This window comes from Roseovarius halotolerans, assembly GCF_900172255.1.
In the GTDB taxonomy this organism is placed as follows: domain Bacteria; phylum Pseudomonadota; class Alphaproteobacteria; order Rhodobacterales; family Rhodobacteraceae; genus Roseovarius; species Roseovarius halotolerans.
Map to the genome: position 1 here is coordinate 260,441 of NZ_FWFU01000004.1, position 17,516 is coordinate 277,956.

At 62.6% G+C, this 17,516-nt stretch carries 18 protein-coding genes; 9 read left to right on the top strand and 9 right to left on the bottom strand.

Features of this window, described 5'->3' with window-relative positions; translation table 11 throughout:
- Nucleotides 1-22 precede the first annotated feature (22 nt).
- Nucleotides 23-1,006, bottom strand: a complete 984-nt coding sequence (locus ROH8110_RS16045) for an NAD(P)H-quinone oxidoreductase (protein WP_085818762.1) — start codon at nucleotides 1,004-1,006, stop codon at nucleotides 23-25.
- 14 nt (nucleotides 1,007-1,020) lie between these two features.
- Nucleotides 1,021-1,719 carry a COQ9 family protein gene (locus ROH8110_RS16050; protein ID WP_085818763.1) on the bottom strand — a complete coding sequence of 233 codons (699 nt, stop codon included), beginning with the start codon at nucleotides 1,717-1,719 and terminating at the stop codon, nucleotides 1,021-1,023.
- Nucleotides 1,720-1,829: 110 nt separating this feature from the next.
- On the opposite strand from ROH8110_RS16050, the gene rpsU reads away from it, so the two are divergent.
- Together rpsU and ROH8110_RS16060 are read left to right on the top strand one after the other, a co-directional pair.
- Nucleotides 1,830-2,036: a 30S ribosomal protein S21 gene (rpsU, locus tag ROH8110_RS16055; RefSeq protein ID WP_007818122.1), complete on the top strand. Its 207-nt coding sequence runs from the start codon at nucleotides 1,830-1,832 to the stop codon at nucleotides 2,034-2,036.
- Nucleotides 2,037-2,254: 218 nt separating this feature from the next.
- Complete coding sequence (locus tag ROH8110_RS16060) at nucleotides 2,255-2,932, top strand: hypothetical protein (RefSeq protein ID WP_085818764.1); 678 nt, start codon at nucleotides 2,255-2,257, stop codon at nucleotides 2,930-2,932.
- A 19-nt stretch (nucleotides 2,933-2,951) separates the two neighbouring features.
- On the opposite strand, the gene ROH8110_RS16065 is transcribed toward ROH8110_RS16060, so the two are convergent.
- On the bottom strand, nucleotides 2,952-3,986 hold the full coding sequence (locus ROH8110_RS16065) for a succinylglutamate desuccinylase/aspartoacylase family protein (protein ID WP_085818765.1): 1,035 nt from the start codon (nucleotides 3,984-3,986) through the stop codon (nucleotides 2,952-2,954).
- Between the two features lie 114 nt (nucleotides 3,987-4,100).
- Between ROH8110_RS16065 and ROH8110_RS16070 the strand changes: the two genes are divergently transcribed.
- Together ROH8110_RS16070 and ROH8110_RS16075 are read left to right on the top strand one after the other, a co-directional pair.
- Nucleotides 4,101-4,964, top strand: a complete 864-nt coding sequence (locus tag ROH8110_RS16070) for a glycosyltransferase family 2 protein (RefSeq protein ID WP_170156523.1) — start codon at nucleotides 4,101-4,103, stop codon at nucleotides 4,962-4,964.
- Complete coding sequence (locus ROH8110_RS16075) at nucleotides 4,961-6,127, top strand: rhamnan synthesis F family protein (RefSeq protein ID WP_085818766.1); 1,167 nt, start codon at nucleotides 4,961-4,963, stop codon at nucleotides 6,125-6,127. Before ROH8110_RS16070 ends, ROH8110_RS16075 begins: the two co-directional genes overlap by 4 nt.
- Nucleotides 6,128-6,186: 59 nt before the next feature.
- On the opposite strand, the gene ROH8110_RS16080 is transcribed toward ROH8110_RS16075, so the two are convergent.
- Nucleotides 6,187-6,840 (bottom strand): peroxiredoxin, encoded by a 654-nt coding sequence (locus ROH8110_RS16080; RefSeq protein WP_085818767.1) that lies wholly within the window; start codon nucleotides 6,838-6,840, stop codon nucleotides 6,187-6,189.
- 130 nt (nucleotides 6,841-6,970) lie between these two features.
- Between ROH8110_RS16080 and ROH8110_RS16085 the strand changes: the two genes are divergently transcribed.
- From ROH8110_RS16085 to ROH8110_RS16095, 3 genes are read left to right on the top strand one after another with little or no spacing between them, the layout of a single operon-like run.
- Complete coding sequence (locus tag ROH8110_RS16085; protein WP_085818768.1) at nucleotides 6,971-8,413, top strand: aldehyde dehydrogenase family protein; 1,443 nt, start codon at nucleotides 6,971-6,973, stop codon at nucleotides 8,411-8,413.
- A gap of 4 nt (nucleotides 8,414-8,417) precedes the next feature.
- Nucleotides 8,418-9,164 (top strand): glycosyltransferase family 25 protein, encoded by a 747-nt coding sequence (locus tag ROH8110_RS16090; RefSeq protein WP_085818769.1) that lies wholly within the window; start codon nucleotides 8,418-8,420, stop codon nucleotides 9,162-9,164.
- A 55-nt stretch (nucleotides 9,165-9,219) separates the two neighbouring features.
- Nucleotides 9,220-10,266: a phosphotransferase gene (locus ROH8110_RS16095; protein ID WP_085818770.1), complete on the top strand. Its 1,047-nt coding sequence runs from the start codon at nucleotides 9,220-9,222 to the stop codon at nucleotides 10,264-10,266.
- 72 nt (nucleotides 10,267-10,338) lie between these two features.
- Here the strand turns inward: ROH8110_RS16095 and ROH8110_RS16100 are convergent, their stop codons facing one another.
- From ROH8110_RS16100 to ROH8110_RS16120, 5 genes are all read right to left on the bottom strand, one after another.
- The gene (locus ROH8110_RS16100) at nucleotides 10,339-11,082 is read right to left on the bottom strand and encodes an enoyl-CoA hydratase/isomerase family protein (RefSeq protein WP_085818771.1); all 744 of its coding nucleotides are present in this window, start codon (nucleotides 11,080-11,082) and stop codon (nucleotides 10,339-10,341) included.
- On the bottom strand, nucleotides 11,075-12,595 hold the full coding sequence (locus ROH8110_RS16105; protein WP_085818772.1) for a tripartite tricarboxylate transporter permease: 1,521 nt from the start codon (nucleotides 12,593-12,595) through the stop codon (nucleotides 11,075-11,077). The genes ROH8110_RS16100 and ROH8110_RS16105 overlap by 8 nt, the downstream gene beginning before the upstream one ends.
- A 12-nt stretch (nucleotides 12,596-12,607) precedes the next feature.
- Nucleotides 12,608-13,186: a tripartite tricarboxylate transporter TctB family protein gene (locus tag ROH8110_RS16110; RefSeq protein ID WP_085818773.1), complete on the bottom strand. Its 579-nt coding sequence runs from the start codon at nucleotides 13,184-13,186 to the stop codon at nucleotides 12,608-12,610.
- A gap of 9 nt (nucleotides 13,187-13,195) precedes the next feature.
- Nucleotides 13,196-14,179 (bottom strand): Bug family tripartite tricarboxylate transporter substrate binding protein, encoded by a 984-nt coding sequence (locus ROH8110_RS16115; RefSeq protein ID WP_085818774.1) that lies wholly within the window; start codon nucleotides 14,177-14,179, stop codon nucleotides 13,196-13,198.
- A 70-nt stretch (nucleotides 14,180-14,249) separates the two neighbouring features.
- Nucleotides 14,250-15,008, bottom strand: coding sequence for a GntR family transcriptional regulator (locus tag ROH8110_RS16120; RefSeq protein WP_085818775.1), 759 nt, complete (start codon nucleotides 15,006-15,008; stop codon nucleotides 14,250-14,252).
- Nucleotides 15,009-15,185: 177 nt separating this feature from the next.
- Between ROH8110_RS16120 and ROH8110_RS16125 the strand changes: the two genes are divergently transcribed.
- The gene (locus ROH8110_RS16125) at nucleotides 15,186-15,959 is read left to right on the top strand and encodes an enoyl-CoA hydratase-related protein (protein ID WP_085818776.1); all 774 of its coding nucleotides are present in this window, start codon (nucleotides 15,186-15,188) and stop codon (nucleotides 15,957-15,959) included.
- A gap of 2 nt (nucleotides 15,960-15,961) precedes the next feature.
- Nucleotides 15,962-17,485: a 3-hydroxyacyl-CoA dehydrogenase gene (locus ROH8110_RS16130; protein WP_085818777.1), complete on the top strand. Its 1,524-nt coding sequence runs from the start codon at nucleotides 15,962-15,964 to the stop codon at nucleotides 17,483-17,485.
- Nucleotides 17,486-17,516 lie beyond the last annotated feature (31 nt).

Here is a 17,516-nt window from a genome sequence, read left to right on the forward strand (position 1 = left end):
AATGTCCCCCGACCCCACCGGCTCAGTTCACTTTCAACACGATTTTCCCGATATGTGCGCTTTGCTCCATGCGGGCATGGGCCTTGGCGGCATCCGCCAACGGGTATTCGGAATCCATCACCGGCGCGACCTTGCCCGCATCCAGAAGCGGCCAGACATGGGTCCGCAGCGCCTCGGCGATATCAGCCTTGGCCTTGTCGCTTTGCGGGCGCAGCGTCGAGCCCGTGATCGTCAGTCGCCGCATCATCATCTGTGCAAAATTCAGCTCGACCTTCGGCCCCATCAGGAACGCGATCTGCACCAGACGCCCGTCATCGGCCAGCGACTTGACGTTGCGCGGAAGGTAATCGCCCCCCACCATGTCGAGGATCAGGTCGGCATCGCCTTCGGCGCGCATCACCTCGACGAAATCCTCCTCTCGATAGTTGATGGCGCGCTCGGCACCCAACTCCCGGCATTTGGCGCATTTCTCATCCGATCCGGCCGTGGCAAAGACCCGCGCACCGAATTCATGCGCCAGCTGGATCGCGGTCGTTCCGATGCCGCTCGAACCGCCATGCACCAGGAACCTTTCGCCGCCGCGCAGCGCGCCGCGCTGAAACACGTTCGACCAGACGGTAAAGAAGGTTTCGGGCAGACAGGCGGCCTCGCGCAGACCCATTCCCTCGGGGATCGGCAGACAATGCGCTGCCGGGGTGGCCACATATTGCGCATAGCCACCGCCCGGCAACAGCGCACAGACCATGTCTCCCATCGACCAGTCGCTCACCCCCTCGCCCAGGGCGACGATCTCACCGGCGGCCTCGAGCCCCGGCAGGTCGCTGGCGGTCGGCGGCGGCGCGTACAGCCCCGCGCGCTGCAACGCATCGGGGCGGTTCACCCCTGCATAGGCGACTTTGATCACCACTTCGCCCGCGCCCGGCACCGGGATATCACGGGTCGTCGCGACCAACACCTCGGGGCCGCCGGGCGCGGTGATTTCCACCGCCGTCATCGTCTTGCTCATTCCTGTCGTTCTCCTCAGCCCTGCATGGTCCAGCGACCCGGCATTCCGGTCTGTTGCCGCTTGGCGTCAGCGCGCGGCGCGCGCACCCCGTCAAGAACCTTCAGCGGCCCGGCAAGCAATCCGCTCAACAGCTTGTTGTCGCGAATCTGCGCCTTGAACTTCTCAAAGCGCATCACATCGTCGATCCGCCGGTCCAGGAACGCCCAGGTATCGGCATGTTCGGGACTTTCATCGCCCAGCCAGAACAGCAAGGTCGCACTGTAGACGCCTGACAGCGTGGCGCGCTTGGTATACCAGTTCACATCATCCGATGTATCGCCCAGGGCCGTCCAAATCTTGTCGCAGGTATTCCAGATCGCGCGCGCGCCCTCGGCACCGTGGCTCGGCAGCGAGAACAGCGTCACACCCCGGCGCACCAGTTCCTTGTCGTCGGGCGCTTCGAGGCGAAACCGCACTGCGGCAGCGATCCGGTCGCGAAACCGCATCTGACTCATGTCTTCGGTGGTCAGGCGCTCCAGCATCAGCTGGTCGCCCTCCTCGTGATAGGTCAGCGCGAGGTCGGTCGCGCCCCCCGGACAAGCGGCCCGCGCTAACCCCGGTTCGATCCCGGTGTCCCGGATGGCGGCCTGAAAGCTGGCGTCGCTCCAGCCGTCAAAGGGCACATGCATTTTCGCCGCTTCCAGCAGTTTTGCCCTGATTTCGAGGTCGGTCATCACGTGCCTCCGTCCATTTTGCGCCACCCTAGACAAAACAATGACGCTTTGCTATACGGCCCTCTCCTGCAATCTGATGCAACTTCAACTTGGAAAGGTGGTGACACCACATGCAGGTTAGTGTTCGCGACAACAATGTCGATCAGGCGCTTCGTGCCCTGAAGAAAAAGCTGCAGCGCGAAGGCGTTTTCCGCGAAATGAAGCTTCGGCAGCATTTCGAGAAACCGTCCGAAAAGAAAGCACGCGAAAAGGCCGAGGCGATTCGCCGGGCCCGCAAGCTGGCGCGCAAGAAAGCCCAACGCGAAGGCCTTCTCTGAGGCCTGCGCCGCAGCGGCGCGACATGAAGAACACCAAAAGTCAGACGACCCCCGGGCACCCGCTTCGGGGGTTTGTCATTTCCGGGACACGGATCATTCCATTCGGGGCGCATCCTGACGTAGTGAAACCTGCTCAAAATAACGTGTAGAGCTTGTCTCCCCCAATGCGCTGCGATACGTCAGCGCCGTGTATGACAAAAGTATGACAGGCAACACGCATGCGCAACTTCAGCATTCCCGACCAGTTTCTGTTCGGTCTCATGAACGCAACGCTTCTGTTCACGTTGGCCTATTCAATTCTGGGCCTTCACGACCAGTTCGAAACCGGCTTGGGAGTCGAAGACGGGCCGATCGAGTACGGCACCGCGATAGGGCTTCTTCTCTCCTGTTTCATCCTGACCTGGCGCGCGACCACGTTGGCGCGCTTCGGGCGCTACGCTTCGGCGGCACTGATTGGCCTCTACGCGCTGGCCTTCTTTTTCGGCGCGGGCGAGGAAGTCTCCTGGGGTCAGCGCATCTTCGGCTGGCAAACCGGCGAGTTCTTCATGGAGCATAACCGTCAGCTCGAAACCAATTTTCACAACCTCGTCGTTGGTGATCAGCAACTTGCCAAGACCCTGTTCGGCAGTATCCTGACCGTCGTGATCCTGCTTTATCTCGTGGTGCTTCCGCTGCTCTACACGCGCGTAACCTTCATCGCGCGCATTGCCGATGCATTGATGGTGCCACTTCCGGGGACGCGCCACGCGGTCATGGCTCTGGTCGCCAGCATCCTGATCGCCACGCTGATCACTGTGCCCCGCAAATGGGAAGCCTATGAATTCATCTTCAGCATGATCACGATGTCGATCTTCCTGGCACCGGGCAATCTCCACCGCTTCGGCACATCGCGCTAGGCCTGCACGCAAGCAGACGTCAGATGATTTCGTCCTCGTCGAACATCGGCACCGGCGCCAAATGTGCGCTGATGCCACGCGCGGCTTCATCGGGGCTGCTGATCCGCGCCACATGGAACAGCGCATCGCCCTCATAGACCACCGGCATGTTGCTGCGCCCGATGATGATGCCCGGCTCGTCCGCCACCAGTTCGGCCTCGACCTCGCCGAACGGATCCGAAATCGCCCCCAGCACCGAACCCGGCTCGACCATGTCGCCCGATGTCAGGTAGCCGCGCAAGAGCCCCCCGGCAGGCGCGCGATACCAGGTCGTTTCCCCGCAATAGAGCGGCTCAGCCCGCTTCTTGGGTACGCCCTTGGAACCGATCATGCCCAGATGGTTCATCACCCGCAGGATTCCGGCCACCCCTGTGCGGGCGGCGAACTCGTCAAAGCGCAGACCCTCTCCGGCCTCGTAGAGCAAAACGTCGACGCCGGCATCCTCAGCCGCCATGCGCAGTGATCCGTCCCGCAGGTTGGAGTTCACCACCACCGGCGCCGCGAACACATCCGCCATTTCCTTCAGCCGATCATTCCCCGCGGTCAGCCGCAACTGCGGCAGGTTGGTGCGCCGGATCGCCGCCGAATGCAGGTCAATGCCGATATCCGAGCGCTTCACCACCTCGCTCAGAAAGATATGCGCCAACCGCGACGCCATCGAACCGGTCGCATGGCCCGGAAAGCAGCGATTGAGGTCGCGCCGGTCCGGCAGATAGCGTGAATGGTTCAGAAACCCGAACGTGTTGACGATCGGCACCGCCAGAAGCGTGCCCGACAGCTTTGACAGCGCCCGCGCATTCAGCAACCGGCGCACGATCTCGACCCCGATCACCTCGTCGCCATGCACCGCCGCCGATACGAACATCACCGGCCCCGGCTTGCGCCCATGCATAACGTGCACCGACAGGTGCACCGGCGTATGATCCGACAGGGCACTGACAGGCACATCCACCGTGCGTCGTGCACCGGGCGGCACGGTGACTCCGGCAATGTCGAAAGGTTTTCGTTTGGCCATTTGCTGCCCCTCCCGGCCGCCCGCGCCTGCGCGGGCTTCCCCTGACGCGGCGCAGTTGCTATTCACGCGGCCATGTTTCGTGTTTCCCCGCCAAAAGGCTGATTTCGGGTCCAGATGTCAATTCCCACCGCTCCAGAACGCGTCACGGTGGTGACGGTCGCGCATAACAGCCTTGCGGTGCTGCCCGCGATGCTGGCCTCGCTGCCGCGGTCCGCCGGGACCGTGATCGTCGACAACGCCTCGCAGGATCGCGCAGCACTGGCCGCGCTGGCCGCAGAGCATGGCGCACAGCTGATCTGCAACGACGACAATCTCGGCTTCGGTGCCGCGTGCAATATCGGCGCAAGCGAAGCCAGGACCGAATTCCTGTTCTTCCTCAACCCCGATGCCCGGCTCGCCCTCGGCGCGCTCGAGGCGCTGGTCACGGCCGCCGACAATCACCCCGAGGCCTCGGCCTTCAACCCCGCGATCACCGACGGACGCGGCCGCCCCTATTTCAAACGCGGCAGCGTGCTGTTGCCGCGCACCGAAAAACTGCCCTCGGGCTGGCCCGAAACCGACCGCGAACTGCCCGTATTGACCGGCGCGGCCTTTTTCGTGCGCCGCGCCGCCTTCGAGGCCGCGGGCGGCTTCGATCCCGAGATATTCCTCTATCACGAGGATGACGACCTCGCCCTGCGCCTCAAGGCGGGCGCCGGACCTCTCAGGTTCGTGCGCGCCGCCCATGTCACTCATGATGCGGGCAATTCCACCCTGCGCTCTCCCGCCTCGGCGGCATTCAAGGCATTTCACATGGGTCGCTCGCGGGTCTATGCGACGCGCAAACATGGTCTGCCCGGCGCCGGGTGCAAGGCATTCACCTCGGCGCTGTTGCAGCTTCTTTCGCCGCTCACACTCCTTTCCGCCCGCAAACGCGCCAAGCAGGCAGCGTTCCTGCGTGGCATTGTCTCTGGCCTGAAGCACGAGTCCTCCCGATGAAAAAGATTCCGCTGTGGAAACTGAAACGCGAGATCCTGCGCCTGGGGCGCACCATCTGGAATCTGCCCGGTATCGCCTGGGAATATCTCAGCCTGCGTCCGCGCTATGACAGGTCCGCGCCGCACAGCCGCAAGATTCATCACGGTGCCAAGCCGCTCACCGGCGAGGTCGCGATCTACCTGATCTTTCCCGCACAGGGCGTCCTGCCCTCGCATATGCACATGCTGGAGCATCTTGAAACGCAGGACATCAACCCGGTGGTGGTCTCCAACCTGCCGCTCTCTCAGGCCGATATGGACCGCATCCTGCCGCTGAGCGCGATGGTGATCGAGCGCCCCAATGTAGGCTATGATTTCGGCGGCTATCGCGATGCCGTGCTGCAACTGGGCGACAGGCTGCCAACGCTCGAGCGGCTATATATCCTCAACGATTCCGTCTGGATGATCGACGCGCCGCGCAGCTGGTTCGACGATGTGCGCGCCAAGGATGCTGATTTCTGCGGCGCCACCTCGAATTACGGCATCAAGCGTTGCGACGCCCGCGATTTTCGCGAACTGGTCTGGGAATACACGATCGAGCATCCCAATTTCCACTATGCCTCATATGCGCTGGCCATCGGCCCCGATATCCTTCGCGATCCAGGCTTTCTGCGCTACTGGAAACGCTTCCGGCTCTCCAACGACAAGAAGCGCACCGTGCGACGGGGCGAAATCGGGCTGACCCAATGGGTCCACAAGAATGGCTACAAACACACCGCCACCTGCCCGGTCACGGGTCTTGATGCTGAAATCGCCGCCCTTGGCGATGATGAACTCGATGCGCTCACCCGCAACCTCGTGATCCCCGAATCCCCTCGCCTGCTCGCGATGCGCGATGAGGTCCTCCAAAGCGACCCGCACACGCCCGAGGGGCGCTCGGATCGAATACAGATCGTGCTGGCCACGGTGTCGGGACAGGCGATCGGATACGCGATGCCCTATTACACCACCCGCCGCAGGGGTTTTCAGTTCCTCAAGAAATCGCCGCTTTGGCTGTCGCGCGACTCATCCGACAAGATGCTCGAACTGATGTCCGGGCTTGACGGGCCACTGGGCCGACAGGCTGCGCAAGAGGCCCGCGACCTGCGTGCCACCCGTGGCGCGGCCCTTGATGCAGGCGACTGACCCGCAAAACTGAAAAAGGCCCCACCTCGCGGCAGGGCCATTCGCAGGCGTCCCGGCAATCAGCCCGGCAGCTTCGTCATCCGCAGATAGGGCAGGACCGTCTCGAAGGCGCCGTATTTCGCCTTTGCGTCCTCGTCGCTGACGGCGGTCGGGATCACCACGTCATCGCCGACATTCCAGTTCGCCGGGGTCGCCACGTTCTCGCGCGCCGCCGTCTGCAAACCGTCAAGCGCCCGCAACACCTCGGCGAAGTTGCGCCCCACATTCATCGGATAGGTCATGCTCAGCTTCAGCTTCTTGTCCGGCCCGATGATGAAAACCGCGCGCACCGTCGCGCTGTCCGCAGGGGTGCGCCCGTCGGGCAGATAGGCCTCGGCGGGCAGCATGTCGAACGCCTTGGATACCTCCAGGCCGTCATCCGCGATGATCGGGAACCCGGCCTTCGCGCCGCCGACCTTCTCGATGTCGCCCTTCCACTTGCGGTGATCCTCGGCACTGTCGACCGAGACGCCAATCACCTTGCAGCCGCGCTTTTCCCATTCATCGGCCAGCTGCGCCACCGCGCCGAACTCGGTGGTGCAGACCGGCGTGAAATCCTTCGGATGCGAGAACAGGATCGCCCAGCTGTCGCCGATCCAGTCATGCAGCGAGAATTCGCCCTGATCGGTCTCGACCTTCAGGTCCGGTATCGTGTCGTTGATGCGCAGTGCCATTTTCAGTGTCCTTTCCACTTGAAATCAGTTGAGATCCAGAATTTGATCAAATTCCGGGGCAAAACCTTTTCCTGTCTTGCAGGTGATCATCCACACTGACAAGGTGCCATCAAATCGACGGAGGTCAACCATGATCGAGAAACGTGAATTCTATATCGACGGCGCTTGGGTAAAACCTCGGGCGGGCACCGACCACAAGGTCATCAACCCATCCAACGAAGAGCCCTGCGCGGTTATTTCCCTTGGTGGTCAGGCGGATACCGACGCCGCGGTCGCGGCTGCGCGCACCGCCTTTCCCGCCTGGATGCGCACATCCAAGGCCGAACGTATCGCGCTGGTGGAGAAGCTCTACGAGATCTACGAATCCCGCATCGAAGAGATGGCGCAGGCGATCAGCCTCGAGATGGGCGCCCCGATCGACCTGGCGCGTCAGGCCCAGGCCGCAGCCGGGCTTGGACATCTCAAGGCCTTCCTGAAGGTCGCCAAGGATTTCGACTTCATCGAACCCCTGGGCGATCATGCGCCGCAAGACCGTATCGTGCATGAAGCGATCGGCGTCGTGGCGATGATCACGCCCTGGAACTGGCCGATGAACCAGATCAGCCTCAAGGTCGGCGCCGGTCTGATCGCGGGCTGCACGATGGTGCTAAAACCCTCTGAGGAATCGCCCCTGTCGGCGCTGCTCTTTGCCGAAATGGTCGATCAGGCAGGCTTCCCGAAAGGGGTCTTCAACCTCGTGAACGGCGATGGCGCGGGCGTTGGCTCTCAGCTTTCGGCACATGAGGACGTCGACATGGTGTCCTTCACCGGCTCCTCGCGGGCCGGCAAGCTGATCTCCAAATCCGCCGCCGATACGCTCAAGCGCGTCAGCCTTGAACTGGGCGGCAAGGGCGCGAACCTGGTGTTCGCCGATGCCGATGACGCAGCCGTCAAACGCGGCGTCCTGCATTGCATGAACAACTCGGGCCAGTCCTGCAACGCTCCCACCCGGATGCTGGTGCAGCGCGACATCTACGATCGCGCCGTCGAAACCGCCGCCGAGGTGGCGAAATCGGTTCAGGTCGGCCCCGCCGACCAGGAGGGGCGCCATATCGGGCCCGTCGTCAACGAGGTTCAGTTCAACAAGATCCAGGACCTGATCCAGAAGGGCATCGACGAAGGTGCGCGCCTTGTTGCCGGTGGAACCGGGCGGCCCGACGGCCTCAACCGCGGCTTCTTCGTCAAACCCACGGTGTTTGCCGATGTGAATAACGACATGACCATCGCGCGCGAGGAAATCTTCGGCCCGGTGCTGTCGATCATCCCCTTCGGAACCGAGGAAGAAGGGATCGCGATTGCCAACGACACGCCCTATGGCCTGACCAATTATGTCCAGACCCAGGACGGCGCGCGTGCCAACCGCTGCGCGCTGGCGCTGCGTTCGGGTATGGTCGAGATGAATGGTCAGAGCCGCGGCATGGGTTCGCCTTTCGGCGGCATGAAACAGTCCGGCAACGGGCGTGAAGGCGGCAAATGGGGCATCGAGGATTTCCTCGAGGTCAAGGCCGTCTCGGGCTGGACCGAAGGCGTCTGACAGGATGGAACTGCGCGCCTTTGTCCTCCATGCCGACCGCGATGGGGACGCACGGGCACAGGCGCGCAGGGTTCTCGATGCCTGCGGGGTGGATGGAGAGCTCTGGCCGATGGTGCAGGGCGCGGGCCTGTCGGTCTCAGATCTTGAGCAGACCGTGGGCGCCGACCTTTTCGAGCCCGCCTACCCGCTGTCGCTCGATACAGGCGAGATCGGCCGCTTCCTGACCCACCGCCAGATATGGGCTGAAATCGAGCGCCGCGGCCTCGATGCGGCGCTGGTTCTCGACGGCGCCACGGGGATCGACCCCGACCCGTTCGACGACGCGCTTGATCTGGGTCTCTCCCATGTGACTGCACTTGGTTATATCGAGCTGCGCGACCACCCCTGCCCCGGCCCCTCGGCCCTGATCGACACGCAGCGCCATGCCACCCTGACCGTGCCGCAACAGGCCACCGGGCGCACCGCCGCGCAGCTTGTGGGGCACGAGGCAGCCGCGCATCTTCTGGCGCTCTCCGATCTTTTCGACCGGCCAATGGAAACCTTCGTTCACAGCCACTGGCACACAGGTCTTCGCCCCGCTTCGATCCAGCCCTGCGGCGTGATCGCGCCGCCGCCCCTTGCGCAGGCAACACCGCCCAGCGGTGTCTGGCCACGGATGCGCTATGACCTTGCACAGCGGCGCTACCTGCACCTGATCTCGCAACGAGCACAGGTCAGCGCCGCCCCCGCCACCGGCGGCTTCATCAGCTAGACACGAGCGGCGCGCGCTCTTCCCCTGTCAACGGAAAGCCACTAAGACGGGCGCGATGCAGATCGACGCTCATATCACCCGCGCCCCTTTCGCGCCCGAGACCGTGCACAAGCGCGACATCTTTTCGGAGACCGTGTCGGGCCGCCTCGACGGAATCGAGGACTTCCCCGTCGTCTTGCGCAAGCTCGACGGCGTGCCGCTCTATGCACGTCCCATCGCCTGGGCGCTGGCGCGCCGCGAGATCCGCGCCCTGCGCGCCGTGCAGGGGATCGAGGGCTGCCCGGTGCTGGTGCGCGTCGACAAGACCGGCCTCCTGCGCAGCTGGACGCGCGGCACACCGCTGCAACTGGCGCGCCCCAACGAGGCCCTCTGGTATCGCGACGCAAGGCGTCTCCTGCGCCAGATGCGCCGCGCCGGAGTCACCCATAACGACATCGCCAAACCGCAGAACTGGCTGATGACCCCGGATGGCCGCGCCGCCGTGATCGACTTTCAGCTCGCTTCGGTCCATCGCCGCCGGGGCAAGCTCTTTCGGATCATGGCGCGCGAAGACCTGCGCCACCTGCTCAAACAGAAACGCGCCTATGCGCCGCACCTGCTGACCCCCGCCGAGCAGACGATGCTGGCGCAAAAGGCCCTGCCCGCCCGTATCTGGATGGCCACGGGCAAACGACTCTACAATTTCGTCACACGGCGACTGATGAACTGGTCCGACGGCGAAGGCACCGAGGACCGCGTCGAACGTGACGGCCCCGCGCTGCGCGCGGCTTTGCTGGCGCACCCGCAGATCAGCGACCTCGCGCTCTGCACCTATGCGCTGCCCGCAAAGGGCGTGGGACTCTACGCATTCGTGGAAACGTCACTGTCCCGCGCCGATCTTTCGGCCCTTGCCCCTGACCCTGCCCCGGAACTCATGCAACCGGTCGCCGCGCTGCCGCGCGACGCGGCTGGCGCGGTCCGCCATGACGCGCTGCAACTGGTGGCGACAAACCGTCTTGATGAACTCGAACAGATGCAGGGCGGCGACCCCGATCTCGCCCGATGCCTGGCCCCGGTCATCGCGAACCGTCTCAACCTCACGGACCGCGTGCTGCGCCGCTGAAACGTCGGCCTCGGACAAGCGGGGTATTCCAATGCCCGGGCCTTCGTCCTGCCGCAGTCCGCATCAAATCCGCTAGCGCCCGCTGAACTCCGCCTGGCGCTTTTCTCGGAAAGCGGCGAGTCCCTCTTGCCGGTCCTCGCTGCTTTCGACCCGATCGAGGTCTCGCATGGTGCGCCCCATGCGTTCCGCGGGTGCCGGTGTCAACATTTCCGACACAACCGTTTGTTTCAGCGTCTGCAGAACCAAAGGCGCCATCGCCGCCATCTCGGCAGCCATTGCGCGCGCCGCGTTCAGGTGCTGACCCGGTTCGACGACTTCGTTCACGAGCCCCATTTCATATGCCCGTTCCGCACTGACCGCGCGCCCCAGAAGCATGATCTCCATGGCCACCTTGTGCGGCAGTCGGGCGGCAAGCGATGCGATCAGGCCGCCGGTCATGCCGACCTTGCCCTCGGGATAAAGGAACTTGCTACGCCGCGTCGCCACACAAAGATCGCAAAGCGCCGCAAGCACGATACCCCCGCCAATACAATGGCCATCAATGGCGCAGATTACGGGCTTCGTCGTGGTAATGCCCATTCCGGGCATACAGCGCCACAACTCGGGAAAGTCCTCCAGATCGGCGCCTGCGGTAAATGCCTTTTCCCCCGCGCCGGTCAGGATCGCGACCCGCTGATCCTCGCATTCATCGAACTCGGCGAACCCATCCTGAATCCGCCGCGCAAGATCCTTGTCGATCGCGTTCATCTTCTCGGGCCGGTTGATCGTGAAGATCGTGACGCGCTCCTCCCTCGTGATGTCCAGACTCTCAGACATCGCGCTTCTCCTCTTGAACCTTCGGCAGAGCCACATCGGGCGAACGTCCTGCCAGATGCCTGCGCACCATCAACACGACCGAAAGGATGGTAAGCGACCAGAAAACCCACGTGATCCAGCTTCTCATGAAAATGGTCAGGCTGCCCTGGGACATCAGCAGCGATTGGCGGAAACTGTCTTCAAGCATCGGACCGAGGATGAACGCGATCAGGAAAGGTGCCGAGGGGATATGCATCCTCATCATCAAGAAACCGACAATGCCGAAGCCGACCATCACGTAGATGTCGAAGAAGGAATTGTTGACCGCATATGCACCGAAGACGCACAGCACCATGACCACGGGATAAAGATAGCTTCTTGGTATCGAAGCGATGTGCTTGAACATGTGGATCGCCGCCTTGCCGATGATCAGCAGGAACAGCGAGCTGATCGAGATGCCGATGAACAGGGCATAGATCAGGTCGATATTCTGTTCGAACAGCATCGGCCCCGGACGCAACCCATGGACCATGAACGCACCCAGGATGACGGCGGTGATCACGTCCCCCGGAATTCCCAGCGCAAGAAGCGGAATCATCGTCGAACCGGCAACGCCGTTGTTCCCGGCCTCAGCAGCGGCCACGCCTTCCAACTCGCCCTTGCCGAAATTCTTCCGGTTGGGCGAGCGCCGCATCGCTTCGGAATAGGATACGAAAGCTGACGGCGCGCCGCCGATGCCGGGGATCGCGCCCAGCACGACACCGATCAGACTGCCGCGCAGAATCGACCGGAAGCAGTAGCGGAAATCGGCGAATGTCGCCCTCGAACCACTCGGATCCGCGGCGATCTTTCCGGTTTCGCCACGCTTGGCATAGCCGTTGAGGATTTCGGGAATCGCGAAAAGTCCGATCAGAAGCGGGATGAACGCCAGCCCCCCTAGCAGGTCGGTGTTTCCGAAGGTGAAACGGTCGGTCCCATAAATCAGATCCAGCCCCACCGTCGCCAGCAACAGCCCGGCGCCCGCCGAAATGAAGCCGCGCAGCAGGCTGTCGCCCGAAACCGAAGCGATGATCGTCAGGGAAAAGAAAATCAGGGTGAAGTTCTCGGGCGGGCCGAAGCTTGTCACGAGCTGGGCGAGGTATCCGACCAAGAGGATCAGCGACAGGTTGGACACGAGATCAGCGAAACAAGATGCGTAGAGCGCGATATCAAGGGCCCTGCCCGCTTGCCCCTTCTGTGCCAGCGGATAGCCATCCAGCACCGAACAGGACGCCGCCGGGGTGCCGGGCGTCTTGACGAGGATGGCCGGGATGGACCCGCCATAGACCCCGCCTTTGTAGACCCCCAGAAGCAGCAATATGCCCGTGACGGGCGGAAGCGTGAACGTGAAAGGAAGCGTCAGGGCCACCGCCATCGTCGAGGTCATGCCGGGAATGGCCCCGACGATGACACCGATCGCGATCCCACCTGCCAGCGCGATCATGTTGTAGACGTTCAGGAAAAGTACGAGGGCGTCCGAAAGGTTCTCGATCATGGTGTCAGCACCTCAAAGCAATCCATTCAAAGGCCCAAGCGGCACCGGGACCTTGGCGACGTACCGAAAGAACATGTACAGAATGAGCACCGTTGCGACCGACACGCCTATGGCTTTCGGCCATTCCCCGCGGCCATGCATCAGGATCATGCCCAAAAGCATTGCGATGGACGGCAACACCACACCAAAGGGCTTGAGCGCGGCACAAAACAGCACCATGAGCAATGCCGTCGGAATCACGCGAAGATCGCTCATGTCGAAAGGCTGTTCTTCGCTTTCGACGGGATCGCCGTCCTGCGATTTGATACCACTGTAATAAGCCTGGATCGCAAGAAGCGCACTCAGCCCCGCCATGCTGACAAGAATGATGCGCGGCCAGAATGTTGGCGAAAGCGCCAGGTTGGGGATCACCTTGGGCGTCTTGACAGCCCAGGGAAGTATCCCGAAGAGGACGAACAACGCCAAGGCGCAAACCACAAGCCCTAGCACGAAGTCGCGCTTGTTGACGGTCTTCAAGGACAGTCCCTCCGGCTGAAACGGATTGATGATCAGGATCAGGGCGTGCGGCCGGCTGACCGGCCGCACAGTCATGGAATGGCTTCAGTCGATCTGAAGACCCAGCTCTTCGACGAGACCCCGGAACGTGGTGTACTGGTTCTCCACGAAGGCAACGGTCTCTTCGGGCGACAGCATCATCGGAACCGAACCCAGCGACTTGGTCTGATTGACCCAGCGTTCGTCGGCGGCAACCTCCTGAAGAACTTCGACCCAGGTCGCGATCGTTTCATCGCTCAGGCCCGGCGGACCGACGAGACCCGACCAGCCGACAAGCGCCTCAAGCGCGGGATGGCCCAGTTCGGACGCGGTCGGCACATCCGGAAGCGAGTCCACGCGCTCCGGAGTCGTCACGACCAGCGGACGCAACTGACCGCCCTCGATCTGACTGATGATGGCCGAGATGTTCGAACACACGAAATCGACCTGCCCCGTCGCAGCCGCCGCCGCGGCCGCCCCGCCGCTCTGGAACGGAATATGCGTTGCAGCGGTGCCCGGATCCTCGAAGCCCATCTCGTCCAGCAGCATGATACCGCCCAGATGGTGAAGCGTGCCGACACCTGCCGAACTATATGTCACGGCACCGGGGCTTGCCTCGATCGCCGCTCGAAGATCTTCGAGCGACTGATATGGCTTGGACGTCGCCGTCGCGCAGGCCGCCGGGTTGATCTCGAGAAGACTCAAGTAAGTGAAATCATCCCACTCATAGGGCATGCTCGACTTGAGCGCCGGCGAAATGCTGTGCGAGCCAATTCTGGCCAACAGCAGATTGTAGCCATCCGGGTCCGAGTTCTTCACATATGCAGACCCGGTCGCACCACCCGCGCCGGCCCGGTTGGTCACCAGAACCGGCTGACCCAGGTAATCCGGTGCGACATTGGCCAGGTTGCGCGCCGCAAGGTCAGAAGCACCGCCAGGCCCGTAGGGCGCGGTCAACTGCACCGGCTGCGAAGGATAGTCCTGCGCTGCCACCGGCATGGCGGTCACCGCCGCAAGAGCAATTCCTGCGAGAAGTTTCATCTTGGTCATTTGTATCCTCCCAATACATTTGCGTGGGCGTTTTTTCACGCCCTGTTCCGCGGATCGCCGAAGCGTCCGCTTATTTCCGCACAGGCACGACTTTCTCCTGATCTGCGGTCAAATCGAGACTGATCTCGAATTTCACCATGTCCCCGCGATAGGAGACATCGTTGAAATAAAGCACGGTTCCGTCAGGGGCCGTCAGGATGCGTTGAATATCTCCGAGCGGCGCGCTGAGCGGCAAACCCAGAAGGGATGCCTTCTCCACGTCGGCCTGCCCGATCGTCAGCGTTTGATGGCACTGCGCGATGGTTACCCCCGGCAGGGACTCGATCACGGGAATGATGGTTTCGTGGTCAAAGCGCTCCGGACACTGGGCGTAAAGATCCGAGGCGATGTAGGCGTCGGCCAGAAGACAATCGAGCCCCTTGAGTGAATTGACCCTGCGAAGAAAGACATAGGATGGCGCAGCCTTCCCGCCCTTCAGATCCGCAGCCTTCAGCGCAACCCCCTCGCGTTTCTCGATGAGGCGCGGATCGGTCTTGGTCACCATGTCCAGCAGCTCGGGCCAGTCCAGCCCGACGGCGAAAGTATCGCTTCCCGTCGCGCCCTCCGTGACGAACGTGCCCGCACCCTGCTGGCGAACAAGCCGCCCCTCCCCCTCAAGGATGGCGACGGCCTGACGGATGGTCACCGTTGCAACCCCGAACTCCTCGGCAAGCTCGGAAATCGGCTTCACCCGATCACCCGGCGCAAGGTGGCCCAAGCGCAGACGCTGTCGCAGTATGTCCGCGATATGGAGATACAATTTACCGGGACTCTTCCTCAGAACGTCCATCTTATCGATCCCTTTTCAGCGCTCGGAGCATCGCCCCACCAAGGCACAAAAGCCCCGGTATTTCATGGATGCTAGCAAACAAGGGCTCAATCCGTCCAGAAAATTGTTATTGTTTTTGTATCATTCTAATCATAGGATGATTTTGTTCGAAAATCACTCACTTTGGGAAGAGGCTTTATGTCAGATCTGATTCTCGAAGAGCGCCGCGAGACCGGGACGGTGCTTCTGCAACTGAACCGTCCCGATTCGCGCAATGCTCTCAGCACCGAGCTTCGCAAGGCCCTGACCGACCGATTCGCAGCCCTCTACGATGACCCCGACGCACGATGCGTCGTCGTGACAGGCGATGAACGCGCCTTTGTCGCCGGGGCTGACATCAAGGCGATGGCCCGGATGGGCACCGCCGAAATCACCCGCAGCAACGTGCGCCGGATGTGGCAGGTCATCGCCCAATGCCCCATTCCGTTCATCGCTGCGGTTCGAGGCGTTGCCTTTGGCGGCGGATGCGAACTTGCAATGCATGCCGACATCATCATCGCCGGTGAAAATGCGAAATTCGGTCAGCCCGAGATCAAGGTCGGCATCATGCCCGGCGGAGGCGGGACGCAGCGCCTTCCAAGAGCGATCGGCAAGTTCAAGGCGATGAAGATGATGCTGACGGGAGATCCTATATCGGGGCGCGAGGCGTTCGATATGGGCCTCGCGAGCGAATGCGTGCCCGACGCGGATGTGCTCGACAGGGCACTGGAAATGGCCGACCAGATCGCGGCCATGCCGCCACTCGCCGTGCGCCGCATCAAGGAAGTCGTGCTTGCCGGCCAGGATTCCTCGCTCGAGGCCGGTCTGATGCTCGAACGGCGGACCTTCGACACCCTGTTCGACACCGAGGACAAGACAGAGGGCATGACGGCCTTCATCGAGAAACGAAAGCCTGAATTCAAAGGAAAATAACGATGGGTGACAACGGAACCTCACGCATAGGGATCGTGGGCGCAGGCGCCATGGGACGCGGCATCGCACAGGTTGCGGCAGCCGGAGGCTGCAGCGTTCTGCTTTACGATGCCCGCTCCGAGGCCACAGCCGAAGCCATCGCGTTCATCGGGGGGATGCTGGACCGCGCGGTCGAGAAAGGCCGGATGGAGTCCGAAGATGCCGAAGCCGCCAAGAGCCGGCTGGCCGCAGCCGATGATCTTGCCGCCTTTGCCGACGCCGACGTCGTCATCGAGGCGGTGAGCGAGGATATCGAGCTCAAGTCCAAGGTGTTCAGCGCTCTTGAAGAGGCGACACGGCCCGACTGCATCCTCGCAAGCAATACCTCGTCGCTGTCGATAACCCGTCTCGCGGCCGCTTGTGACCACCCCGAAAGGGTCGCGGGCTTCCATTTCTTCAATCCGGTGCCGCTGATGCCGCTGGTGGAAGTGATCGCCGGGATCAGAACCGACCAGAAGGTGATCGACAGGCTCGTGGCCCTCGGCAAGGTCATGGGCCGGACCCCGGTTCGCGTCGCCGACGCGCCCGGTTTCCTGGTGAACCAGGTTGGGCGGGGTTACACGCTGGAGGCCACCAATCTGGTGGCCGAGGGTGTCACGGATTTCGCCTCGGTGGATCGGATCATGCGCGAAGCCGCGGGTTTCCGCATGGGGCCTTTCGAACTCCTCGACCTGACAGCGCTGGATGTGACGCATCCCGCAACCATCGAAATCTATGAACAGTCCTACCATGAACCGCGCTTCCGCCCCGCCATGCTGATGGGGCAGCGCATGCAGGCAGGTCTGCTCGGGCGCAAGACGCAACAGGGCCACTACACCTACCTCGAGGGCAAGCAGCAGCGCCCCGAAGAGCCCGACGCCCCGCCATTCGAGGGCGGCATGTTCTGGGTGGAACCCGGCGAAGATTGCGCCGCCCTGCAAGAGATCGTTCGCTCATCAGGCGCCGAACTCGATGAAGGCGCGCAGCCGGGCGACGAGTCCATCATTCTCATCGCCCCGCTGGGAACGGACGCCAGCACCCATGCGGCGCAGGCCGGGCTTGATCCGGAACGCACCGTCGCCATCGACCCGTTGTTCGGCTTCGCAGGCCGTCGCACGGCCATGAAAACCATCGTGACCCGCCCCGAGGTGATGACGAAAACACATGCGATGCTGACCAGCGACGGAACCCCCGTCACACCTATTCAGGACAGCCCCGGCTTCGTTGCGCAACGCATCGTGGCGATGATTACCGCGATCGGCTCCGGCGTGGCCCAGAACAGAATAGCGACGCCCGACGATATCGACCGCGCCGTGAAACTCGGCCTTAACTACCCCAACGGCCCGCTCGAGTTCGCTGACAAGCTCGGGATCGCCCGCGTTCTGAAAATCCTCGAAGGGATGAGCACCTGCACCGGTGATCCCCGCTACAGGACCGGTCCGTGGCTGCGCCGGCGCGCCGCGCTCGGTCTTTCGGCGAAAACGCCAGAGACCCCGACGCACAGCTAAGTCGCCCCCTGACGCAAAGACATAAGAAAAC